The organism is Kitasatospora sp. GP30, assembly GCF_029892145.1.
In the GTDB taxonomy this organism is placed as follows: domain Bacteria; phylum Actinomycetota; class Actinomycetes; order Streptomycetales; family Streptomycetaceae; genus Kitasatospora; species Kitasatospora acidiphila.
Genome location: NZ_JARZAH010000008.1, coordinates 230,309 through 247,552, shown reverse-complemented (window position 1 = coordinate 247,552; position 17,244 = coordinate 230,309). Strand labels below are relative to the sequence as shown.

Genomic DNA, 17,244 nt, shown 5'->3' with positions numbered 1-17,244 from the left:
TCCGGCATCACCGCGGAATCGCTGCGCGTGGTCGACGACTTCTACGGCCGGCTGGTGGAACGCACCGTGCCGGTCTCCTCCTGCAAGGAGGCCGAGCTCACCAAGCTGCTGGAGAACACCTTCCGGCACGTCAACATCGCACTGGTCAACGAACTAGCGATGTTCGCCCACGACTTGGGCATCGACATCTGGGAGGCGATCGACGCGGCAGCCACCAAGCCGTTCGGCTTCCTGCGGTTCGACCCCGGACCCGGCGTGGGCGGGCACTGCCTGCCGATCGACCCGTCGTTCCTCTCCTGGCGGGTGGAACGGGCGCTGGGGCGGTCGTTCCGGTTCGTCGAACTCGCCAACGACGTCAACAGCCACATGCCCGACTACGTGGTGCGGCGCCTCACTGAGGGCCTCAACCAGCGCCACCGGCCGGTCAACGGCTCCCGGATCCTGCTGCTCGGCCTCGCCTACAAGAAGAACACCGGGGACGCCCGGGAGACCCCCGCCGCCCGGGTCGCCGAACTCCTGACCAGGATGGGCGCCGAGGTGCGGGCCGCCGACCCGCATGTGCTCTCCGGCATCCACCTCCCCGGCCAGCGCGGCCCGTTCACCGGCGTCCAGCGCGTCGCCCCGACCCCCGAGGAACTGGCCGCCGCCGACGCCGTGGTGCTGCTCGCCGACCACGACGACTTCGACTACCCGCAGATCACCGAGCACGCCCGCTACCTCCTGGACTGCCGCCGCCGACTCACCGGGGCCGCCGTGGAGGTGCTGTGAACCCGTCAGTCTTCGACCGCCTCCCGCCAGGCGTTGAACGCGACAGCCCACGTCAGCACGTCCGGGGCGAGCTTGGCCTTCACCTCGTGCACCAGCGTGTCACCATCGCTCGCCCGCGTCAGGATCACCGACACCTTGCCCGACTGCTTCTTCGCGGCCAACGCCAGCGGCCCCATCAGCACTGCCCGGGTTGCCGTCACTCGGCGCCCCGTGTTGTCCACCGTCTGCACCGTCACCTCGGCAGCCGGCGCGCGCCAGGTCTTCCAACCGCTTGGCGCGGTCAGCTCTCCCGACGGGGAGATGCGGATATACGAGCCGGACGGCGGCCGGGGAGGCTTCGATGTCATGCCCCGCAGTCTCGCCCGCCCCCTGCCGACCCCGAGCCCGATCACGGCAGCCGTGACCCAGCCGTGACCGCGCCCGGACATGACGAAGCGGCCCCCGCCCCGGCCCGAAGGCCGAGACGGGGGCAGTTCACCTACTCGCTGGCCGGCGGCGGGCTGCCAGCCGTTACACACTGCTCGACCCGATCGAGCGCATCCCGCAACGAGCCGCCAGAGTTCGGGTGCAGCTCGTGCTCGACCGCCGTCAGCCGATCCTCGATCCCACCAAGCCGCGCCATCACCCCCTCGTGCCCCGGGACGCCAGGCCGCGACGGGATACCAGTCCAGTCATCCACGAACTCGCCCAACCGAACCATCAGCTGCCGCATCCGCCGCGTCAGTCGCCACACCAGCGCTATCACCCCCGCTACCGCCGTAACCGCCACGCACCAGACCACCAGCTGATCCACCGCCACGACCCCTGTCGAGTCGTTCAACCGGGCCCCCTAGCTAACCGGCCGCTGCCAGGCAGCGTCCCAGGTGTGCGCCCCGACGATGCCGTCCACCGTCAGCGGCCAGCCGTGGTCGGTGCTGTCCTGCTGGAACTGCCGGCAGATGCTTTCCGAGGCGGAGCCGTACCAGCCGTCCGCGGTGATCTGCCAGCCGCGGTGGGCCATTTGCTGCTGCCAGTTGAAGATGTTGCCGTCGTGCATCTCGTTCGGCTGGAGCCGGAAGTCGTAGCCGGGCCACGGCTGGTGCGCGGCTGGCGCAGGCGCGAAGGACACCGCCCAGGACTTCAGCTCGGCCGCACTGCCGAGGTGGCAGAAGTCCTTGTCCACGCCTCCAGCACTGTCGTACTGGTGGAACAGCCAGTTGGCATTGACCCCGGGCTGGCCGGCCGGGCGGCCCTCGGTGGCGATCCACAGGAAGTCGCCGAAGTAGCCGGTGGTGTCGACGTTCCGCCAGTAGTCGGCGTTGCAGTACATGCCGACCGGCCGCTGCGGAGCCGAAGCCTTCAGGTGCCTCAGGAAGGCCTCCTTGAACGCCAACTGGTTCCCGTGCGAGACACCCGAGTTGGCGGCGTCGTAGCCCTCCCAGTCCAGGCAGAGCAGCTCACCGACCGCCGGCTGCGCGATCGAGAGGAAGTGATCCGCCTCGCTCTGCGCCGAGTTCCGCATGTCCGGGTAGTGGTAGTAGCCGACCACCAGACCCGCGTTGCGCGCCGCGTCCCGCTGACTGGCCCACTCCGGGTTGGTGTACGTGAGGCCCTCGGTGACCTTGATGAACGCGAAGCTGAGCCCGTTGGTGCCCGGTGCGGCCGACTGGTACGACGCCCAGTCCTGCCCATAGATGCCCATCAGGTGTTCTCCTTCGTGAGGGTAGGGGCGGGGTCGTTGGCGTGCTGCGAGTTGACGAGCTCCCGAATCAGGCCGAGCTCTTCCATCACCGTGTCGTGGGTCTCGGAGGACCGGCGCTCCGCAGCACGCCCGAGGACGGCCTGACCGACCATCAGCAGCGGCAGGCTCCAGAGTTGGACGGTGTTCGACCAGTACAGCAAGGTGGCCATCCAGGCCGGAACAAGAACCGGCAGGAACCCGTAGGCGAAGAACAGGTAGGTGGTCGGCATCGAGCCGAACACCCGCGTGGCCCGGACCGCGAGGCGCTCGTTGAACTCGCTAACCCGGCTCACGAGATCAGCCCCGGCACGTACAACTGCGCGCTCCAGTCCGCGTGCGACGCGGTGTGCGCGCCGCCATGCCCGCGGTGGTGGAAGGCACACAGCCAGCGGAACTCGCCAGGGCTCGACTCCAGCCACGCGGCGACTTCCTCGGCCGTCGCGTCCTCGGCGATCTCCGGGAAGTCCCGGTGAAGCGCCTCGGGGTCGGCCGCGTTGGCGGTCGCGAACTCCAGCACCGCGTGGTGCAGCTCCAGCGGACCGTCCGCACAGGCGTCGTGGCCAGCGCGCTCGCCGACGAAGCAGCGCGCCCCGTCCCGGTGGTGGCGGCGGAACGCCTCGAACGCCGCGTAATGCGGGTCCCCAGCTCGCGGCGCGTGCGCCGGGTAGTGCATCACGTACCGGTGCGTCGCCGCCTGGTCGTGCGCGGCGACCTCGTGATGGTCGTGGGTCGTCATCATGCCTCCAGGCATGCGAAAGCCCCGCTCAGGGCGGGGCGTCAGGTGTAGTGCGAGTCAGGTGAAGGTGATCGGGTTCGTCTGGATATCCGTGGCGAAGATGGTCGTCGCCTGCACGCTCTTGTTGGCGAAGACCTGAAGCGTGCACCCGGCCGGCAGCGGCAGGGCCTGCACCGCCTGGACGAACGCGCCAGCCTCCGCGTCAGTCCACGCCGGAACCGTGAGATTCACGTTCCCGCTGTCTTGGTTGCCAGTTGCGGTCTGGGTGATGTTGAACTGGACGCTGTACTGGGTGGTCGTCACGACGTTGCTCAAGTGCTGCTCCCAAGGTCAGAGGTGGGCGAAGGACACGCTGAGGGCGGAGCAGACGTCCCCATAGATCTGGGTCGACAGCGACCCACCGGACGTCTGGAGTGCGTGGACCTCCAGGTAGTCGCCGGTCCCGTTCAGGTAGACCTTCCGCAGCGGCGTGGCGATCGCCGTAGCCTGGCTGCCTCCGGCCGGGCCCCCGATCAGCGTCCCGGCCCCTTGAACGGGGTTGCCGGTCTTCGCGATCCGGGCGCCGCGGTTGCCGGTCGCGTTCGCGGCGAAGCACACCGCGCCGCTCACCCAGTACCAGCCTGGTGTCTGCGCGGTGTACCGCGTTGGGGTGCTCGAACTCCAGCCTCCGTAGGTGTCGGCGAGGATGCCCGCGGAGTCGCTGAAGTTGATCGCGGTCCAGCCAGTGCCGCTGGCAATCGAGGTGGTGGTGACAGTCTGGATGGCCTCGAACATCGGCGGGTTGAGCACGAAGGTAGCGAGCGTGTAGAGCTGCGCGTTGAGCAGAGCGGCCGTGGCGACGTCACCGACAGACCACTGATACGGGACGGGCGGTGCGAGACCCGTCATGGGCACCTCCAGGCATGCCGAGGACCGGCCCGGACAGGCAGGCCGGTCCAGGTGAGTACGGTCAGTAGGCGGCGCGCGGACCGCTCATCGAGAGAGTGGCCCCGCCGTCGAGCGACGCCGGATAGCCAGCGGCCGTTGCGGCCGGCAGCTGAAAGCCGGACGGGAGCGGCTGGCACACCGTCTCGCCGACAGCGTGGTTGTGGACGGTGTTGGCCGTGAAGGTGACCGCGACGCTGGTGTAGCCCGGCGCGGTGGTCGCGACGGACTTCACCGTCAACGTCTCCGCCGCCGAAGTGCCGTAGCCGAGCGTCAGCTGCGTCCCCGCCACAAGTACCGCGGCGGCCGGGTTGGTGGCCGAGCCGGTCAGCGCGGCCAGGATCACCGTCGCCGTCCCGGCCGTGGACGCCGTGGCGACCGTGGTGTGCAGCGCCGCGGTGAGCCACCAGCTCAGGAAGGGTGCCGCAGGGGTCAGCTGCAGCCGGACCTTGAGGTTGCCCTGATCGTCCCCCGACCAGGTCACATGCTCTACGAACTGCTGCACGCTGATCGCCGCCGCACCGGGCCCCGAGGGTGGCCGCCGGGTGACCTGAGCCCGCGTGCCGAAGCCCACGCTCAGGATCTGCGACCACAGTGCCGGGTTCGACGCGGGATCGACCGTCAGCGCCGACAATCGTGCCTGCGGCTGCCCGTACTGCGACACCAGGTACTGACCCGCTGCCAGGGCCACCGTCGAATCCTGGGCGTTGATCTGCCGCTGGAGAGTGCGCGGCAGGTACGCGGTCTGCGAGGCCGAGTTGCTGGCGGCCTGCATCGGCTGCGCGGGCGCCCCGGGCGCGGACTGGTTGGTGATCTGGGCGATGTTGTAGACGTGTGTCGGGTCGAGCTCCACCACGATGTCGCCGAGGTAAGGGATTTCGCCAGCCGCCTGGTTCTCGCCGAAGACGATCGCAGGCTGGGGCTGGAGATAGCGCCACTGGCGGCCCGTCAGCCACAACGTGCCGGCCGAGTCAACGTACAGTTGGCCGCTCTCCGTGTCGCCCACCAGTTGAAGGGCCGACATCGCGTCCACACCACCCAGGTTGGCTCCGCCCATCGGGAGCGTGGCTGCCTCCGTCTGAAGGGCGCCGCCGTAGCCGCACATTGTGAGGATCCGCTGTGCACGGGCCGCGCTCGTCTCCCCGGCCCAGCCCTTGGAGAAGCCGGCTGCGAGGTCGCCGAAGCTCGGGACGTTGTTGGTCGGGACCTCCACCGCGTACGCCAGGTCCCCGCTATACGCCCACACATACTGGCCGACGGCGGTCTGGACGTTCATGCCGACGACATCCGAGGTGATCCCGGTGGGCTGCACGCTGACGGTGTTGGTGTTGTAGAAGCCGCCGCCGTCGATGTTGGCATTCAGGGTCTTGCCGTCCGGCGTGAGGATCAGCGCGGCCATGTGCCAGTTGCCATCACAGTAGTTCGCCGTCGAGATCGTGAAGTCGATGTTGCCACCGGCGGCGTTGGTCGAGTTGACGTGCAGGTGCCCGTTGGAGTCCAGGGCCAAGCCGCCTTGGCTCTTGTTTGGGCTGGACGACGACTGCCACCACCACAGCGCCATCTGGGTGCCGGCCGGCGGCAGCGTGCTGGTACGGAAGCAGATGATCCGCGTCCATCCCGTTCCGGCCGGCGGCCCGTTCGGCGTTCCCAGGTTGATGAAGCTGCCCTGCGAGTTGAGGAAGCTGCTCGGTGTGGGGTTTGCCAAGGTGACCACCGGGCCGGCAGCCCCAACGAAGCCCGACCCGCTGATACTGCTGCCGCTGGTCACCGTACCTGCGCCGTACGGGGAGCTCGCGAGATAGACCGCGCCGTGCTTGCCGGAGGCGTCCCGCCACCACACGGAGCCCTGCGGCTCATCCAGCGGATACAGCCGGTCCGGGCCAAGGGCCATCAATCCGGCCATCAGCGAAGGCTGTAGCGTGAACTGCGACAGCCCGGCGAGCACGTCGATGCAGGTCAAGTCGACCAGCCCGTAGGTGCCCTGCTGCTGCCAGTGCTGCGGCCAGCGCTCCACATATCCAGCCCACAGCGGGGCGATCACGCCGCCCGCCGTCCACGGCGTTGCCGTCGCGGCCTGCTCCATCTGCCAGGCCGTCACGTACAGCGTGCTGGCGGCCGCCGGACTGCTGGAGTTCTGCACGCCCGGCCGGCAGCCGACCGCCGTTGCAGGTGCCGTCACCGTGTACGACAGCAGCACCCAGCTCGTACCCAGCACCGGCACGGTGACAGCGGTCCCGATGCTCGGTCCGATGCGCGCCCCCGTCACGTCGTACCAGGAGATGCGGTGCGCTGCCGTCAACGTCGCGTCGCCACCCGACGCCTGGGCCACCCAGCAGGAGAACGTGTACGACTGGCCGCCGACCACGGGGAGCGCGGACGCGTCCGAGACCGGCCACCCGGCACCGTTGTTGTTCGGCGCCGCCAACCCCACCAGGTTGGTGGCAGTGGTCGAGGCCGGGATCGTCCAGCCGAACGCAGAAGAGTGCCCGGTCGGGGCAGGCGGCAGGCCGGCGGCAAGGGCAAGGCTGCCGGTGCTGCTGCTCATGGTGGCGAGGCTGGAAGCGGCGCTGATGTTCTGGGGCATTAGGTTGCGGCTAGGCGGCCAGACCGCCTGGAGGCGACAGGACCGCATCGGCAGCACGTTCGGCGCGTACGGGCTGGCCGCGTCGAGCGGGTCGAGCGCCCCGTCGAGGTTCCACAAGCTGACCGTCAGCTGCCCGGACTGGATTTGGTCCAGCTCGTACTGGCGACCCGCCAACTCGGCCGACCACGAGCCGCGCAGCCGCGAGGACAGGTCCACGTAGGAGGGGAGCGCGCTCATGCTGCCGCCGGTGTTGAACGCCACCTGGAAGCGGATCTGCGGCCAGCTCGGCAGCAAACTGCTGGTACCGGCCGGGGTGTTGACGTGCTCCAGATACGCCGTCTGCCCGGTCACCGTGCTGGACCCAGCCACGTAGTAGACCTGCACGGCATGCGGGGACCAGGAGTACGAGATGGCCGCGAGCTGGGTCCAGCTGAAACCGTCCGGCGAGGTGCTGAACAGCCACTCGCCACCCGACTCGGTCAGCATCCACCAAGCGTGGGCGGTCGGATCGTATGCGGGCAGGTTGACCGTGGTGTAGCTGCCCGCGTTGATGACGATGGCCTGCCACTGCGTGCCCGGCGAGCATGCGAAGTAGGCTGCATTGCTTGGGTCCTGCTGGACCTTCAGCAGCGTCTGCACTGTCTGGCCGCCGGTGCCAGCCAGCGCCGGGGTCACCCGGGCCGACAGGGACTGCCCCGTCGCCTCGTACGGGCCGGCGGCCCCCAAAGCCGGGTAGGAGCTGGTGGCCTGCACCCCAACCCGGCCCGGCGCCGTGAGGCTGACGCCGGTGCCGCTGGTGGCGTTCCACACCGCCGAGTTGAGCGCGGCCGCGGTGAACGGATCGACGAGCGAGCCGAGAAGCGGGGCCACGGGCACCTCCTACGTGTAGACGAGTCCGCTGGTGGGGTTCCGCTTGCCGTTCCGAAGCGCTTCGGTCTGAACGATCTTGAAGAGGGTGCGCCCGTCGACCTGGACGACGATGTCCGGTAGCCCGGCCGACGAGGTGGCAGCCGCCGACTGGCCGACCGCCAGGGCGCCGAGCCTGGCGCTGCCCGTGACCGCGAGTGCGCCAGCGTTCGCCACCGACGGGCCGAGCGCGGGCTGCATCGAGCCGATCTCGGTCGTCAGGCCCGTGAGTTGGCGGCGCAAGCTCGGGATCTTGTTCTCGATGCCGTTGATCAGGCCGCTGATCAGCAACTGGCCGGCGGGCTGGAGGAGCACCGCGTCCTTCTCCGGCGGCCCCTTCCACGAAGTCAGATCGGATGTCAGGTTGGTCAGGGTGTTCTTGACACTGCTGATCGACGACTCGATACCGTGCACAAGGCCACGGATGATCCGGGCTCCCGCATCCTCCAGCCAGTGCTCGGCATCCGAAAAGAACCCGGTGATCATGCCCGGCAGATCCGAGAAAAACGAGCCGACCGCATCAAAGGCCGCGACAATTCCGTGCGCTGCTGGTTCGAACACGTTATGCCACAGCCACAGCGCTGCGGCCTCGATCGCCCTGAAGGCGACCTCTACGCCGACCCGGAACCACGTGAAATGGTTCCAGGCGTAGATCACGGCCGCCACCAAAGCCACGATCGCGATAATCACAAGGCCGATCGGACTTGCATTGAGCGCGAAATTCAGCAGCCATTCTGCCGCTGTCAGAACGCCCTCGGCAACCGCGCTCGCCAGGGTGGCGACCTTTTCTGCGACCCACGCAATTGCCGCCCGAGTTGCCGCCAGCGCACTCTGACCGGCTGCCACTGCAGCCTCCAACAGCGCCGCCCCGGCTGCCTTACCGGCCGCCGCCACAGACTGCAGCCCAGACACCATGCCGGACCATGCTGACGCCGCACCGGCCTTCGCTGCCTGTCCGAGGTTCGAGCCCATGGTCAGCGCCGACGATCCGACCGACTTCAGCGTCGTCAACGCGGTGGAGCCGCCGTCCTTGACGCCCTGCCACAAGTAGGCCGCTCGGAATCTCGCCGAATTGAACGAGGAGATCAAGCTGTCCTTGCCGGCCGATGCCTTTGACGTCACGAAATCCCAGGTCGATGACGCTCCGGAAGACACCGTCTGCCAAGCCGACAGGCCTTTCGAGGCCGCAGTCGTCAGCCCGTCCTTGACGGTGCCTGCCGCCGTGGAGACAGTCTGATAGCCGCTTTGGATGTCCGTCCAGATCTGCCTTGCCTGGCTGAAGGGGAACGACACGATGTCCTTCGCCAGGCCGGCGATCGCGCCGACCGGCTTGATCACCGACAGCGCGGCAAGACGGATAGCGAGCGGCACCAGGGCCACCGTGATCAGGTCTCGGACAACCGTCTTGTGCTCGTCCATGAAGTGGCTGACCGTCACCACGGCGGGCCCGACCACGCCGGACATGATGCTCGCAACAGCCCGCAGGGCCGTCAGGCCAGCGCCGCCCAGGAGCTGGAGCGTCGGGCCCGCCGCCCGCGAGATGTCCCCGAAGGCGGTGGACACCTGCGAGGCGAACGTCGACAGGTCCGACGCCACGGACTTCAGCTCGGCACCGACCTGTTCCCAGCCGGTCAGCGGCTGCGCGCCCGCGGTCGCGCCGCCGTGCTGCTCGCCGCCAGCAGTCGTAGCCGTGTGGCCCGGCACGCGCTTCTGCGCCTGGCCGTCGAAGCCGGCCGCGATGCCGCTGATCGCCGAGGCAAAGTCGTGGACGACCGGCGAGCCTTTCCGCTCGATCAGCGAGATGAACTCGGACAGCTTCGGGATCATGAAGTCGCCGAGCCTGATCATCACCGAGTCGAAGCCGGCGCGCAGTTGCTTCAACTGCTGGCCCAGCGTCTGCTGAACCAGCGCGAAGCCGGCGACCTTCCCCGACGAGTCCGCCGTCGCCGACCCAACCGCCTTGATGGTGTCGGCCGTTGCTTGGTAGTTGGCACCCACCGTGGCCAGCGCGGCGTTGGCGCCGGGCGCGGTGCCCATCATGCTCTTCAGTGCGGCCGCGAACGCGGTCGTGCCTTCCGGGCCGGCCTTCGTCGCCGCCTGCGCGATGTACTCCATCGCGTCCGTCAGGCCATTCGGGCCGGCCAACTTCTTGGCCAGGACATCGCTGGAGACGCCGTACTGCTGGAAGGCGTCGTACATCTTGTTCGTCGGGTTCAACAGGCTGCGGAGCGCCTGGGCCAAGTTTTGCGACGCGCGCTGGGCAGTGAACCCGTGGTTGGTCATGTTGGCCAGTGCCGCCATGACGTCCTGGAAGCTGATGCCTGCCGCGCTGGCGGCCGGCACGATCGACGCGAACGACGCGGAGAAGTCCTGAAGGTTGGTCTTGCCTCTGCTGACCGCGGCGATCATCTTCGACGTGATGTCGGCGGCGTCGGACGCCTTCAGGTGGTAGTCGACCAGGACGTCCGTCATGGCCTGGGCCACCGTGGTGGTGTCCGCGCCCTCAGCCGCAGCGCCCTGCGCGGCGGCCTTCAGCACGGTCAGGCCGTCAGCCGCGTGGAAGCCCGCGGCCTCGACGTAGTACATGGCCTTGCTCAGGTCGTCGGCGGAGACGCCGACCTGGCCAGCCATGTCGAGCATGCCCTGACGCACCTGAGCGAGGGCGGACTGCTGCTCGCCAGCCGAGGTCACCAGCCGCGTCGTGCTGCTCTGGAAATCCGAGGCCATCTTGGCGGCCTCGTAGCCGATCCCCGCGATGCCCAACGCTGCGAAGTCGCTGGCGCCCTTCAGCACGCCGCTGAGCCCGAGCCACTTGCCGCCCAGCTCATCCGACGCTGCTGCCGCCTCCCGGCCAGTGACTGTCGACCGCTCCTGCGCGACGGCCAGCCGGTCGATCGCGGCCGCCGCCTCGTCAGCAGCGACCGTCAGCCGCTCCAGACTCGCAGCGGCCTCGGTGTCACCGAGCGCGCCGCCGGCACCGATCCGGCCGAGGCTCGCCGCGGTCTCGTCCGCCGCGACGTTCAACGCCTCCAACTGCGCGATGAACTCGTCGGCCCCCGCCGCAGACGTCGCCAGGCCCTCGGTGAAGGGGGCGGTGATCGAGCGGAGGGTGACCCACAGGTCGGCGACCTCGGCCATGCCGGCGCCTCCCTCCAGGGGGTCAGTCGGCGGCCGCAGCGGCGGTCCAGTCGATCGCGGCGAACGCGGTCCGGTAGTTAACCTCGGCCTGCACGGGCAGGAGGCGCGTGGCGGGTTCCAGGAACGGGTACTTGGAGCCGTTGCGGAGCCCGGTCTCCAGGTACAGCGCGTACCTGCTGGACGGCGTCCGCGGGTTGTACCTGGGGAACTGGTCCGGCTGCATGCCGACCTTGGTCTCCCAGCCGTCCGCGCTCCGCTTCACGGCCTCGCGGACGATGCTTCGCCGCAGCGTGCCGGAGATGACCGCTGGTCCCATCCCGGGCGACGCCGGCGTTGGTGTTCCCCAGGCGTGCCGCCCGTTGCTCGCGTTGGTCTTGGCTTGCTTGACCATCGCGTCGGCCGTGCCGATCAGGCCCGTTCGGGCGGCCCTCACGCCCAGTCGCTGCACGCGCAGCAGCGCCTCGCGCAACGAGGCGGCGCTGAACTCCGGCATCAGGCGTCACCCCTTCGCCGCATGCTCGTTCGCCGCCCGCTCCGCCTCGCGACGCGCGGCCAGTAGGTCCCAGCAGACCCGGCGGACGTACGGCGGCGTCGCTTCCAACTCCTGCCAGGACCAGCTGAATGCGAGCATGAGCTCGACCCACTGCACCTCGACCGGCGCCGGCCCGCTGCCCCAAGTCCCGTCGTAGATGGACTCGGCAGGCCAGAGCACGTCTTCGAGGTAACTGGAGCCGAGCTCTACTGAGGGTTTTGCAGCTCCGCGAAGGTCTTGAAAACGTGGCCGAGCGCGCCCGACGGGGCCCGGCGGAGTGTCACGGCATCCACCGGCGGCGGCAACAGCGGCGGGACGTCCGCATCGCTCGTGGCATCCCACATGCACCACGAGCGGATCAGCCGAAGCAACTGGTCGAAGATGACCCCGCTGTCCCGGGCGACCGGCTCACCGTCCGGCCCGGTCTCCACCCGGGTCAGCGCCGCGCCGATCTCGTCCAGCGCCGACTGCGGCATCATGCCCGGGTTGCGGATCTCAACCCACGGCTCCGGGACTCCCGCGACCGCGTACTGCGGCAGCGGGATCCGGGTCCAGCGGGACGCGTAGCCGCCCTCGGGGATCTGCACGGCGGTGGCTTGCTGGTCGGCGAGCTGCGGCAGCTGCGTCGGCGTGATCGGTGCGGGCACCGGTGGCTGCGGGTCGAACGTCGCCGGAACCGGCTGCGGGGCGGGCGGGTAGACCGGAGTGGTCATGATGCTCCTCGTGAGGGGTGGGGAGTTGAGTGGTCCCAGCGCGGCGGCGGCGCGTCCCCGCGCCCTCAACGCTCGCGCGCAGCTGCCGCGCCGGGAGTCTGTGGGCCGCCGTCAGTAGGCGGTGGTCTGCCAGTTCAGCAACGTCGCCTGCACGACCCCGCCATCGACCGTGTTGGCCACTCCGCTGATGCTGAAGTCGGCCTGGCTGTAGGCCTGGCTGAGGTCTCGCTTGCCCTTGTACCAGGCACTCTTCGACGCAATGATCGAGAGGGACTGCCCACCGCGCGCCAGCGGCTGCTGGGCGCTCGCGGTCAGCGGTAGCTGGCTGTTCTGGAGGAACAGGTTCAGGTCGACGTTGTTCTCGAAGATCGCCTTCAATGTCGCGTCGAACTCCAAGGCCCCAGCGAAGACTTCGCGCGGTGCCTGGGTCCCGTCGCTGCTCTCGATCGCCTCAACGGCTCGCTTCAGCGTGGCGTCCAGGCTCCGGCCGCGGGTCGAGCTGGCGCCCGCGTTCGTGAGGGTCCACGACCAGCCGAGCAGCGGATCGTACTGGCTGTACGTCTCGGTGACGCTGCTGGCGGCCACGGACGGGAACGAGGTCGCCTTTGTGGACAAGCTGATCGCGCCCTTGGGGTCGATCTTGATCTGCAGCTCGCTGAACCTGACGTAGCTGCACGACACGTACTGCAGGGTGTCGAAGTACGTCAGGGAGTACGTCGGCAGGGCGACGGCCGGGTTCTGCTTGAAGAGGTGCTGCGTCGGCGCGACGACCGGGTCGGCCGAGCTGTGTGCGTTCGCCAGCGGCACCCGGTTCGCCCCGGTCTTGCCCAGCACCGTGGTGACGTTGGAGGTGTACGGGCCGGTGCCCGTGGCCGCGCCGTCGGTCCAGGCGTACTCAATCGCCGCACCCGAGCCGACCTTGACGATCGTGCCGGCCGCGAGCGACAGCGGCGTGCTGATCGCCGTCGCCCCCACGGTGGTCGCCGCGGAGAGCGTGGTGCTGACTCCCGCGGTCACCGTGTCCGGGCCGATCGTCGCGCACAGCAGATGCCCGATCAGGTCCGGGTAGGCGAGGCAGTCGATCGTCCACTCGGCGTGCGCCGGACCGGCGTACGAGCCGTGCAGGACGCTGTCGTCACCGCGAATCGACTCGTCCTTGATCTGGGTGATCATGTCCTCGAAGCCGCTGCTGCCGGTGTACGGGATGCCCACCGTGGGCACCAGGTACGTGCCGGGTGTGGCCTCCTTGGCCAGGCCCAGCGTGCCGTTACGCGCCAGCAGGGTCATTGGTCACTCCCTCCGGCGCCGCGATGCGGGCCTTCGTCGGCTTGGCCGGCTGCTCCGGCACGGGATCAGGTGATGCGGTCGGCTTGGGCTCGACGCGCTCGAACCCGGCGACCGGCACGTGCCACAGCACGACCTCGCCGGGGCCGACCGTTGCTGGGATCGCCGGCACGTCCACCGGGACATCGCCCGGGTTGCGCTGCGGGTAGGGATCAGGCACGGAGGCCTCCGGGAAGCACGAAGGCCCCCGCAATGCGAGGGCCGTGACGGGTGGTTGACGGGTGTCAGGCCGTGTAGTCCTGGTCGTCGGCGCTGTAGGTCGCGGTCGCGGTCAGCACGCCGTTCGCGATCCCCTGGACCGGATCGCCGAAGTCCACGGCGATCTCGGCGCCGACCGGGGCCTCCGCAACAGACAGGAAGCGGCCGCCGTGCGAGTGGTCCGTCGGGTAGCCGCGGATCCGCTCCAGCAGCAACTCGATCGCCGCGTCCAGGGCGCGCTGCTCGGCCTCGGCGATCCCGACACCAGTCGTGGTCGCGCCGATCGGCCACCACAAGTTGAGGTGGAATGGGTACGTATCGATCTTGCGGGGCGCGGCGAATCGGCTTTCCGCGATCCGCCGCCGCATCACGAAGATCTGCTTCTTCGCGGTCGCCGGAGTCCGGGCCATGTAGGGCTGGATGATGTCCCACGGGCCACCGGCTGAGGCCAGCAGCGCGGGCAGGCCGTCCCCGGAGGCATTGAGCCAGGCGGCCTCTCGGTCGACAGCATCGGCAGTGCTGGTCACCGGCGCCTCCTCCTCTGCTTGCGGGGGTGCGAACGGCGGGTCGCCGCGGCCTTGGCCTTCGCGGCGGCAGACATTCGGTGGCCCTTGTGGTGGCCGTGGTGGTGCGCGGCGCGCATCCGAGCGGACAGCTTGGCCCGCGCTGCGGCCGACATCGGCCGGCGGCGACCGGGTTTGCGGTGCTTGCCCTTCAGCCGGGCGCTCAGCTTGGCTCGGGCGGCCGCGCTCATCTTGTGGTGCGCGCCCTTGTGGTGCCGCCCCTTGAGCTTTGCGCGGAGTTTGGCCTTCGCGGCGGCGCTGAGCGGCTTGTGGTGCCGCCCCTTCAACTTCGCTCGGAGCTTGGCCCTGGCTGCCGCGCTCATGGGCTTGTGCTTCCGCCCGCGCAGCTTCGCCCTGAGCTTGGCGCGAGCCGCCGCCGACAGCGGCTTGTGCTTGCGGCCCTTGAGCTTGGCCGACAGCTTCGCGCGTTGGGCAGCCGTGAGCTTGTGTCCCGCGTGATGCCGGCCGCGCATCCGGGCGGACAACTTGGCCCTGGCCGCCGCACTCATCCGGTGCCCGGGGTGATGCCGGCCGCGCAGCGCAGCCGAGATCTTCGCCCGGGTCGCGGAGCTGATCGGGTGGCCCTTGTGCGGGTGCGGCCGCCCCTTCATGCGGGCCGAGATCCGGGCCCGAGCCGCCGCCGAGAGGTGCCGCTTCACCGTGTGCCGTGCGGGCGACGCAGGTTGCGGCGTGCCCCAGGACATCAGCCGCGTCCGTAGCTCGCGCAGATCGCGTCAGCGTCCGCTGCGAGCACGTCCGGGTCGTGGCCGTGGCCGGCCATCGTCGGATCAAGCTCCCGAACCGCGATGCTGGCGGCCATGTACTTGCAGGCCCGTACCAGGTCGGCCGGAACGGTCTGGTAGCCGCCGCCGTACACGTAGGTAACCAGCGAGCCGATCGGAAGGAACGTCCCGATGTTGAACCACAGGTGCCCGCTGTCCGGGTCGGGCCCGCGCACCGTGCTGAGGTTGATGGCCTGGTCGCCGCCGTAGGACCGGTGGATGGTGATCGACTGAAGCGAGTAGGCCCACAGCTCGGGGTACTTGGGCGCGAACTCCTGCAACCAGCCATGCCGGACCAGCGACGTGGTGCCCATGGCGTAGGCGTACGACTGGCCGAGCGTTCCGGCCAGGTCGAGCGGGACGTTGCCGGCGTCGATGTACTCGTCCGGGTCGATGCCGGTCGCCCGCTCTGTCTCCACCAGGCCGGTGAACGGCGCCAACCGGCGGCCGGCCGCGCCCTCGCACATGCGGGTCGCCTCGATCATCAGATCCGACAGGGCCTGCGGGCTGTACGACCTCACCAGGTCCGCGTACGGGCCCTCTTGGAGCTGGGCCGCCGTCGCCAGCGGCACCGGCGAGTCGGCGGCCACCGACTACTCCTCGACCACGGCGCCGAGCGCCGGGGCGGCCGCCGGGACGTACGCCTTCACGCCCTTGGGAAGTTCCGGCTGGGCCTCGAACTCGCCAGGGGCGATGGTGACGAGCTCGTGGGCGTCCTCGGGCGCCATCTCAACCCACTCGCCGCCCTGCGGCCACTGGTAGCCGTGGCTGGAGCCACCCGGGTGCTGCTTCTTGACGAACATGCTGATCTCCCAGCGAGGTTGGGGCGGGCTGGCTGGCCGTGGCGCCGAGCAGTCGCCACGGCCAGCTGGTCGGGGACTACAACGTCGGGGCAACGCGCGCGAGTCGGCCGATCCACTGCGGGCCGCGTACCGCGAGGCAGGTGTCCGAGACGACCGCGAACGGCATCGCGTCCGGGCTGGACGTGGTCGGGAAGACGTCCTTCGGCACCACGTCGCGGACGTAGGGCCGGAGCACGTTGTCACGGTCACGGGACATCAGGTAGATGTCCTCGTGGCCGGCCGACCTCGGCTTGAGGCCAGTGTTGGTGCCGACGTAGGCGGCGGGGGTCTGGGCCGGGACGGTCGCGCCGTTCTGCGGGACGAGGTTCGCGCCGGTGTCCACGATCGAGGTGGTGAGAATCGGGGTGATGCCGTCCGCAGCCAGGCCGACGGTGGCGTCCACGACGCCGAGCAGCGTCTCCTGCCCGGTGGCCGTGGAGCGGTAGACCATGTAGTGCTGCGGCGTGCTGGCCTGAAAGCCGCTGGGCGTGGAGAAGGCGAGCGTCACGGTGGAGGTGGCGGTCGTGGTGGTAGCCGAGACCTCGGCACACGCGATCGCCTCGCCCTGGCGGGTCATCACCGGGGCGAGCTTGTAGTAGTAGGTGCCGGCCGCGAGGGTGCCGCCGGTGGTGGCCGGGGTCGCGGTGACGGTGCCCATCGTGGTGCCCTTGGTCGCCAGGTAGGACGACCTCACGATCGGGATGTTGCGGTAGCTGGGCACGATCAGGCCGGGCACGACCTCGACGTCCGTGAACCGCTGCTGGTTGGTGAACAGACTGGAGAGGGCACCCTCGGCGGTGCTCGACATGACGAGCATCCAGTCCGAGTTGGTGACCTGCGACGCGGTGTAGGACTCGACGAGGTCGATCAGCTGGTTCAGCAGGCTGAAGCTGATGTTGCTGCCAGCTCCATCGATCGAGTTCTGGCCGTTGTTGCTGGTGCCAGTGAACTGGTTGATGAGGGTGGCGAGGCCGTCGAACTGCGGGTACGGGCCGAACTGCGTGGCTGCCGCATTGCCGGCCACCAGCATCTGCTCGGTGTCCCAACGCAGGCCCCGGATGGCGCCCATGATTTCGCGGGCTCGCAGGTCACCGATGACGTCGGCGGTGACCTCCTCCGCGTAGCCGGTGATCGCGCCCACGACCTGGAGGTTCTTGATCGTGAACTTGCTCTGGAAGTACGAGCCAGTGGACACCGGGCGGGCGCCGCCGTCGGTGACGGCGCCGCCGGAGGCGAGGCCGTTGCGGGTGTTGAAGTAGTAGTCCGTGCTGCGGATCTTCTGGCTGGGCAGGGACTCGATCAGCGGCGAGTACCGGCGCAGCTGCTCGAACAGGTTCGGGTCGATGATCTTGGGGACGAGCGCGGATGCGCCCGCCGCGCCGAGAGCCTCGGCGAGTTCGCGGGACATGGGGGTGCCTCCGGGGGCAGGAAGAGGGCATGAAGAGGCCCCCGGCGCGGCGCGCTACGGGGGCGGTGACCATTCCTGCCGTATCC

At 69.4% G+C, this 17,244-nt stretch carries 20 protein-coding genes; 1 reads left to right on the top strand and 19 read right to left on the bottom strand.

Annotated features, from left to right (window positions below; all coding sequences use genetic code 11):
• Positions 1–768, top strand: a 768-nt coding sequence (locus P3T35_RS15870; protein WP_280706361.1) for a nucleotide sugar dehydrogenase, incomplete at its 5' end; no start/stop codon positions are given.
• 5 nt (positions 769–773) lie between these two features.
• On the opposite strand, the gene P3T35_RS15865 is transcribed toward P3T35_RS15870, so the two are convergent.
• From P3T35_RS15865 to P3T35_RS15775, 19 genes are all read right to left on the bottom strand, one after another.
• On the bottom strand, positions 774–1,115 hold the full coding sequence (locus P3T35_RS15865; RefSeq protein WP_143676922.1) for a hypothetical protein: 342 nt from the start codon (positions 1,113–1,115) through the stop codon (positions 774–776).
• Positions 1,116–1,246: 131 nt separating this feature from the next.
• The gene (locus tag P3T35_RS15860) at positions 1,247–1,561 is read right to left on the bottom strand and encodes a hypothetical protein (protein WP_280706359.1); all 315 of its coding nucleotides are present in this window, start codon (positions 1,559–1,561) and stop codon (positions 1,247–1,249) included.
• A 36-nt stretch (positions 1,562–1,597) separates the two neighbouring features.
• Entirely contained in the window at positions 1,598–2,449 is an 852-nt protein-coding gene (locus tag P3T35_RS15855) for a GH25 family lysozyme (protein WP_101382702.1), read from the bottom strand.
• The gene (locus tag P3T35_RS15850) at positions 2,449–2,781 is read right to left on the bottom strand and encodes a hypothetical protein (protein ID WP_101382701.1); all 333 of its coding nucleotides are present in this window, start codon (positions 2,779–2,781) and stop codon (positions 2,449–2,451) included. The genes P3T35_RS15855 and P3T35_RS15850 overlap by 1 nt, the downstream gene beginning before the upstream one ends.
• Positions 2,778–3,224, bottom strand: a complete 447-nt coding sequence (locus P3T35_RS15845) for a hypothetical protein (RefSeq protein WP_101385336.1) — start codon at positions 3,222–3,224, stop codon at positions 2,778–2,780. The genes P3T35_RS15850 and P3T35_RS15845 overlap by 4 nt, the downstream gene beginning before the upstream one ends.
• 57 nt (positions 3,225–3,281) lie before the next feature.
• Positions 3,282–3,539: a hypothetical protein gene (locus P3T35_RS15840; protein WP_143676921.1), complete on the bottom strand. Its 258-nt coding sequence runs from the start codon at positions 3,537–3,539 to the stop codon at positions 3,282–3,284.
• A gap of 15 nt (positions 3,540–3,554) precedes the next feature.
• On the bottom strand, positions 3,555–4,112 hold the full coding sequence (locus tag P3T35_RS15835) for a hypothetical protein (RefSeq protein WP_101382699.1): 558 nt from the start codon (positions 4,110–4,112) through the stop codon (positions 3,555–3,557).
• A gap of 61 nt (positions 4,113–4,173) precedes the next feature.
• Positions 4,174–7,602 carry a hypothetical protein gene (locus P3T35_RS15830; RefSeq protein ID WP_101382698.1) on the bottom strand — a complete coding sequence of 1,143 codons (3,429 nt, stop codon included), beginning with the start codon at positions 7,600–7,602 and terminating at the stop codon, positions 4,174–4,176.
• Positions 7,603–7,611: 9 nt separating this feature from the next.
• Positions 7,612–10,776 carry a phage tail tape measure protein gene (locus tag P3T35_RS15825; protein WP_101382697.1) on the bottom strand — a complete coding sequence of 1,055 codons (3,165 nt, stop codon included), beginning with the start codon at positions 10,774–10,776 and terminating at the stop codon, positions 7,612–7,614.
• A 22-nt stretch (positions 10,777–10,798) separates the two neighbouring features.
• Complete coding sequence (locus P3T35_RS15820; RefSeq protein ID WP_101382696.1) at positions 10,799–11,269, bottom strand: hypothetical protein; 471 nt, start codon at positions 11,267–11,269, stop codon at positions 10,799–10,801.
• A 6-nt stretch (positions 11,270–11,275) separates the two neighbouring features.
• The gene (locus tag P3T35_RS15815; RefSeq protein WP_101382695.1) at positions 11,276–11,488 is read right to left on the bottom strand and encodes a hypothetical protein; all 213 of its coding nucleotides are present in this window, start codon (positions 11,486–11,488) and stop codon (positions 11,276–11,278) included.
• A gap of 26 nt (positions 11,489–11,514) precedes the next feature.
• Positions 11,515–12,021, bottom strand: coding sequence for a hypothetical protein (locus tag P3T35_RS15810; protein ID WP_101382694.1), 507 nt, complete (start codon positions 12,019–12,021; stop codon positions 11,515–11,517).
• A gap of 111 nt (positions 12,022–12,132) precedes the next feature.
• Positions 12,133–13,308, bottom strand: a complete 1,176-nt coding sequence (locus tag P3T35_RS15805) for a hypothetical protein (RefSeq protein WP_101382693.1) — start codon at positions 13,306–13,308, stop codon at positions 12,133–12,135.
• The gene (locus tag P3T35_RS15800) at positions 13,289–13,525 is read right to left on the bottom strand and encodes a hypothetical protein (RefSeq protein ID WP_101382692.1); all 237 of its coding nucleotides are present in this window, start codon (positions 13,523–13,525) and stop codon (positions 13,289–13,291) included. The genes P3T35_RS15805 and P3T35_RS15800 overlap by 20 nt, the downstream gene beginning before the upstream one ends.
• A gap of 64 nt (positions 13,526–13,589) precedes the next feature.
• Positions 13,590–14,090, bottom strand: a complete 501-nt coding sequence (locus P3T35_RS15795; RefSeq protein ID WP_180356628.1) for a hypothetical protein — start codon at positions 14,088–14,090, stop codon at positions 13,590–13,592.
• Positions 14,087–14,830, bottom strand: coding sequence for an NUMOD3 domain-containing DNA-binding protein (locus tag P3T35_RS15790; RefSeq protein WP_101382691.1), 744 nt, complete (start codon positions 14,828–14,830; stop codon positions 14,087–14,089). Before P3T35_RS15790 ends, P3T35_RS15795 begins: the two co-directional genes overlap by 4 nt.
• Positions 14,830–15,498 (bottom strand): hypothetical protein, encoded by a 669-nt coding sequence (locus P3T35_RS15785; RefSeq protein ID WP_101382690.1) that lies wholly within the window; start codon positions 15,496–15,498, stop codon positions 14,830–14,832. Before P3T35_RS15785 ends, P3T35_RS15790 begins: the two co-directional genes overlap by 1 nt.
• 3 nt (positions 15,499–15,501) lie before the next feature.
• Entirely contained in the window at positions 15,502–15,711 is a 210-nt protein-coding gene (locus tag P3T35_RS15780; protein ID WP_101382689.1) for a hypothetical protein, read from the bottom strand.
• 76 nt (positions 15,712–15,787) lie between these two features.
• Positions 15,788–17,158: a hypothetical protein gene (locus P3T35_RS15775; RefSeq protein WP_101382688.1), complete on the bottom strand. Its 1,371-nt coding sequence runs from the start codon at positions 17,156–17,158 to the stop codon at positions 15,788–15,790.
• Positions 17,159–17,244: the final 86 nt, after the last annotated feature.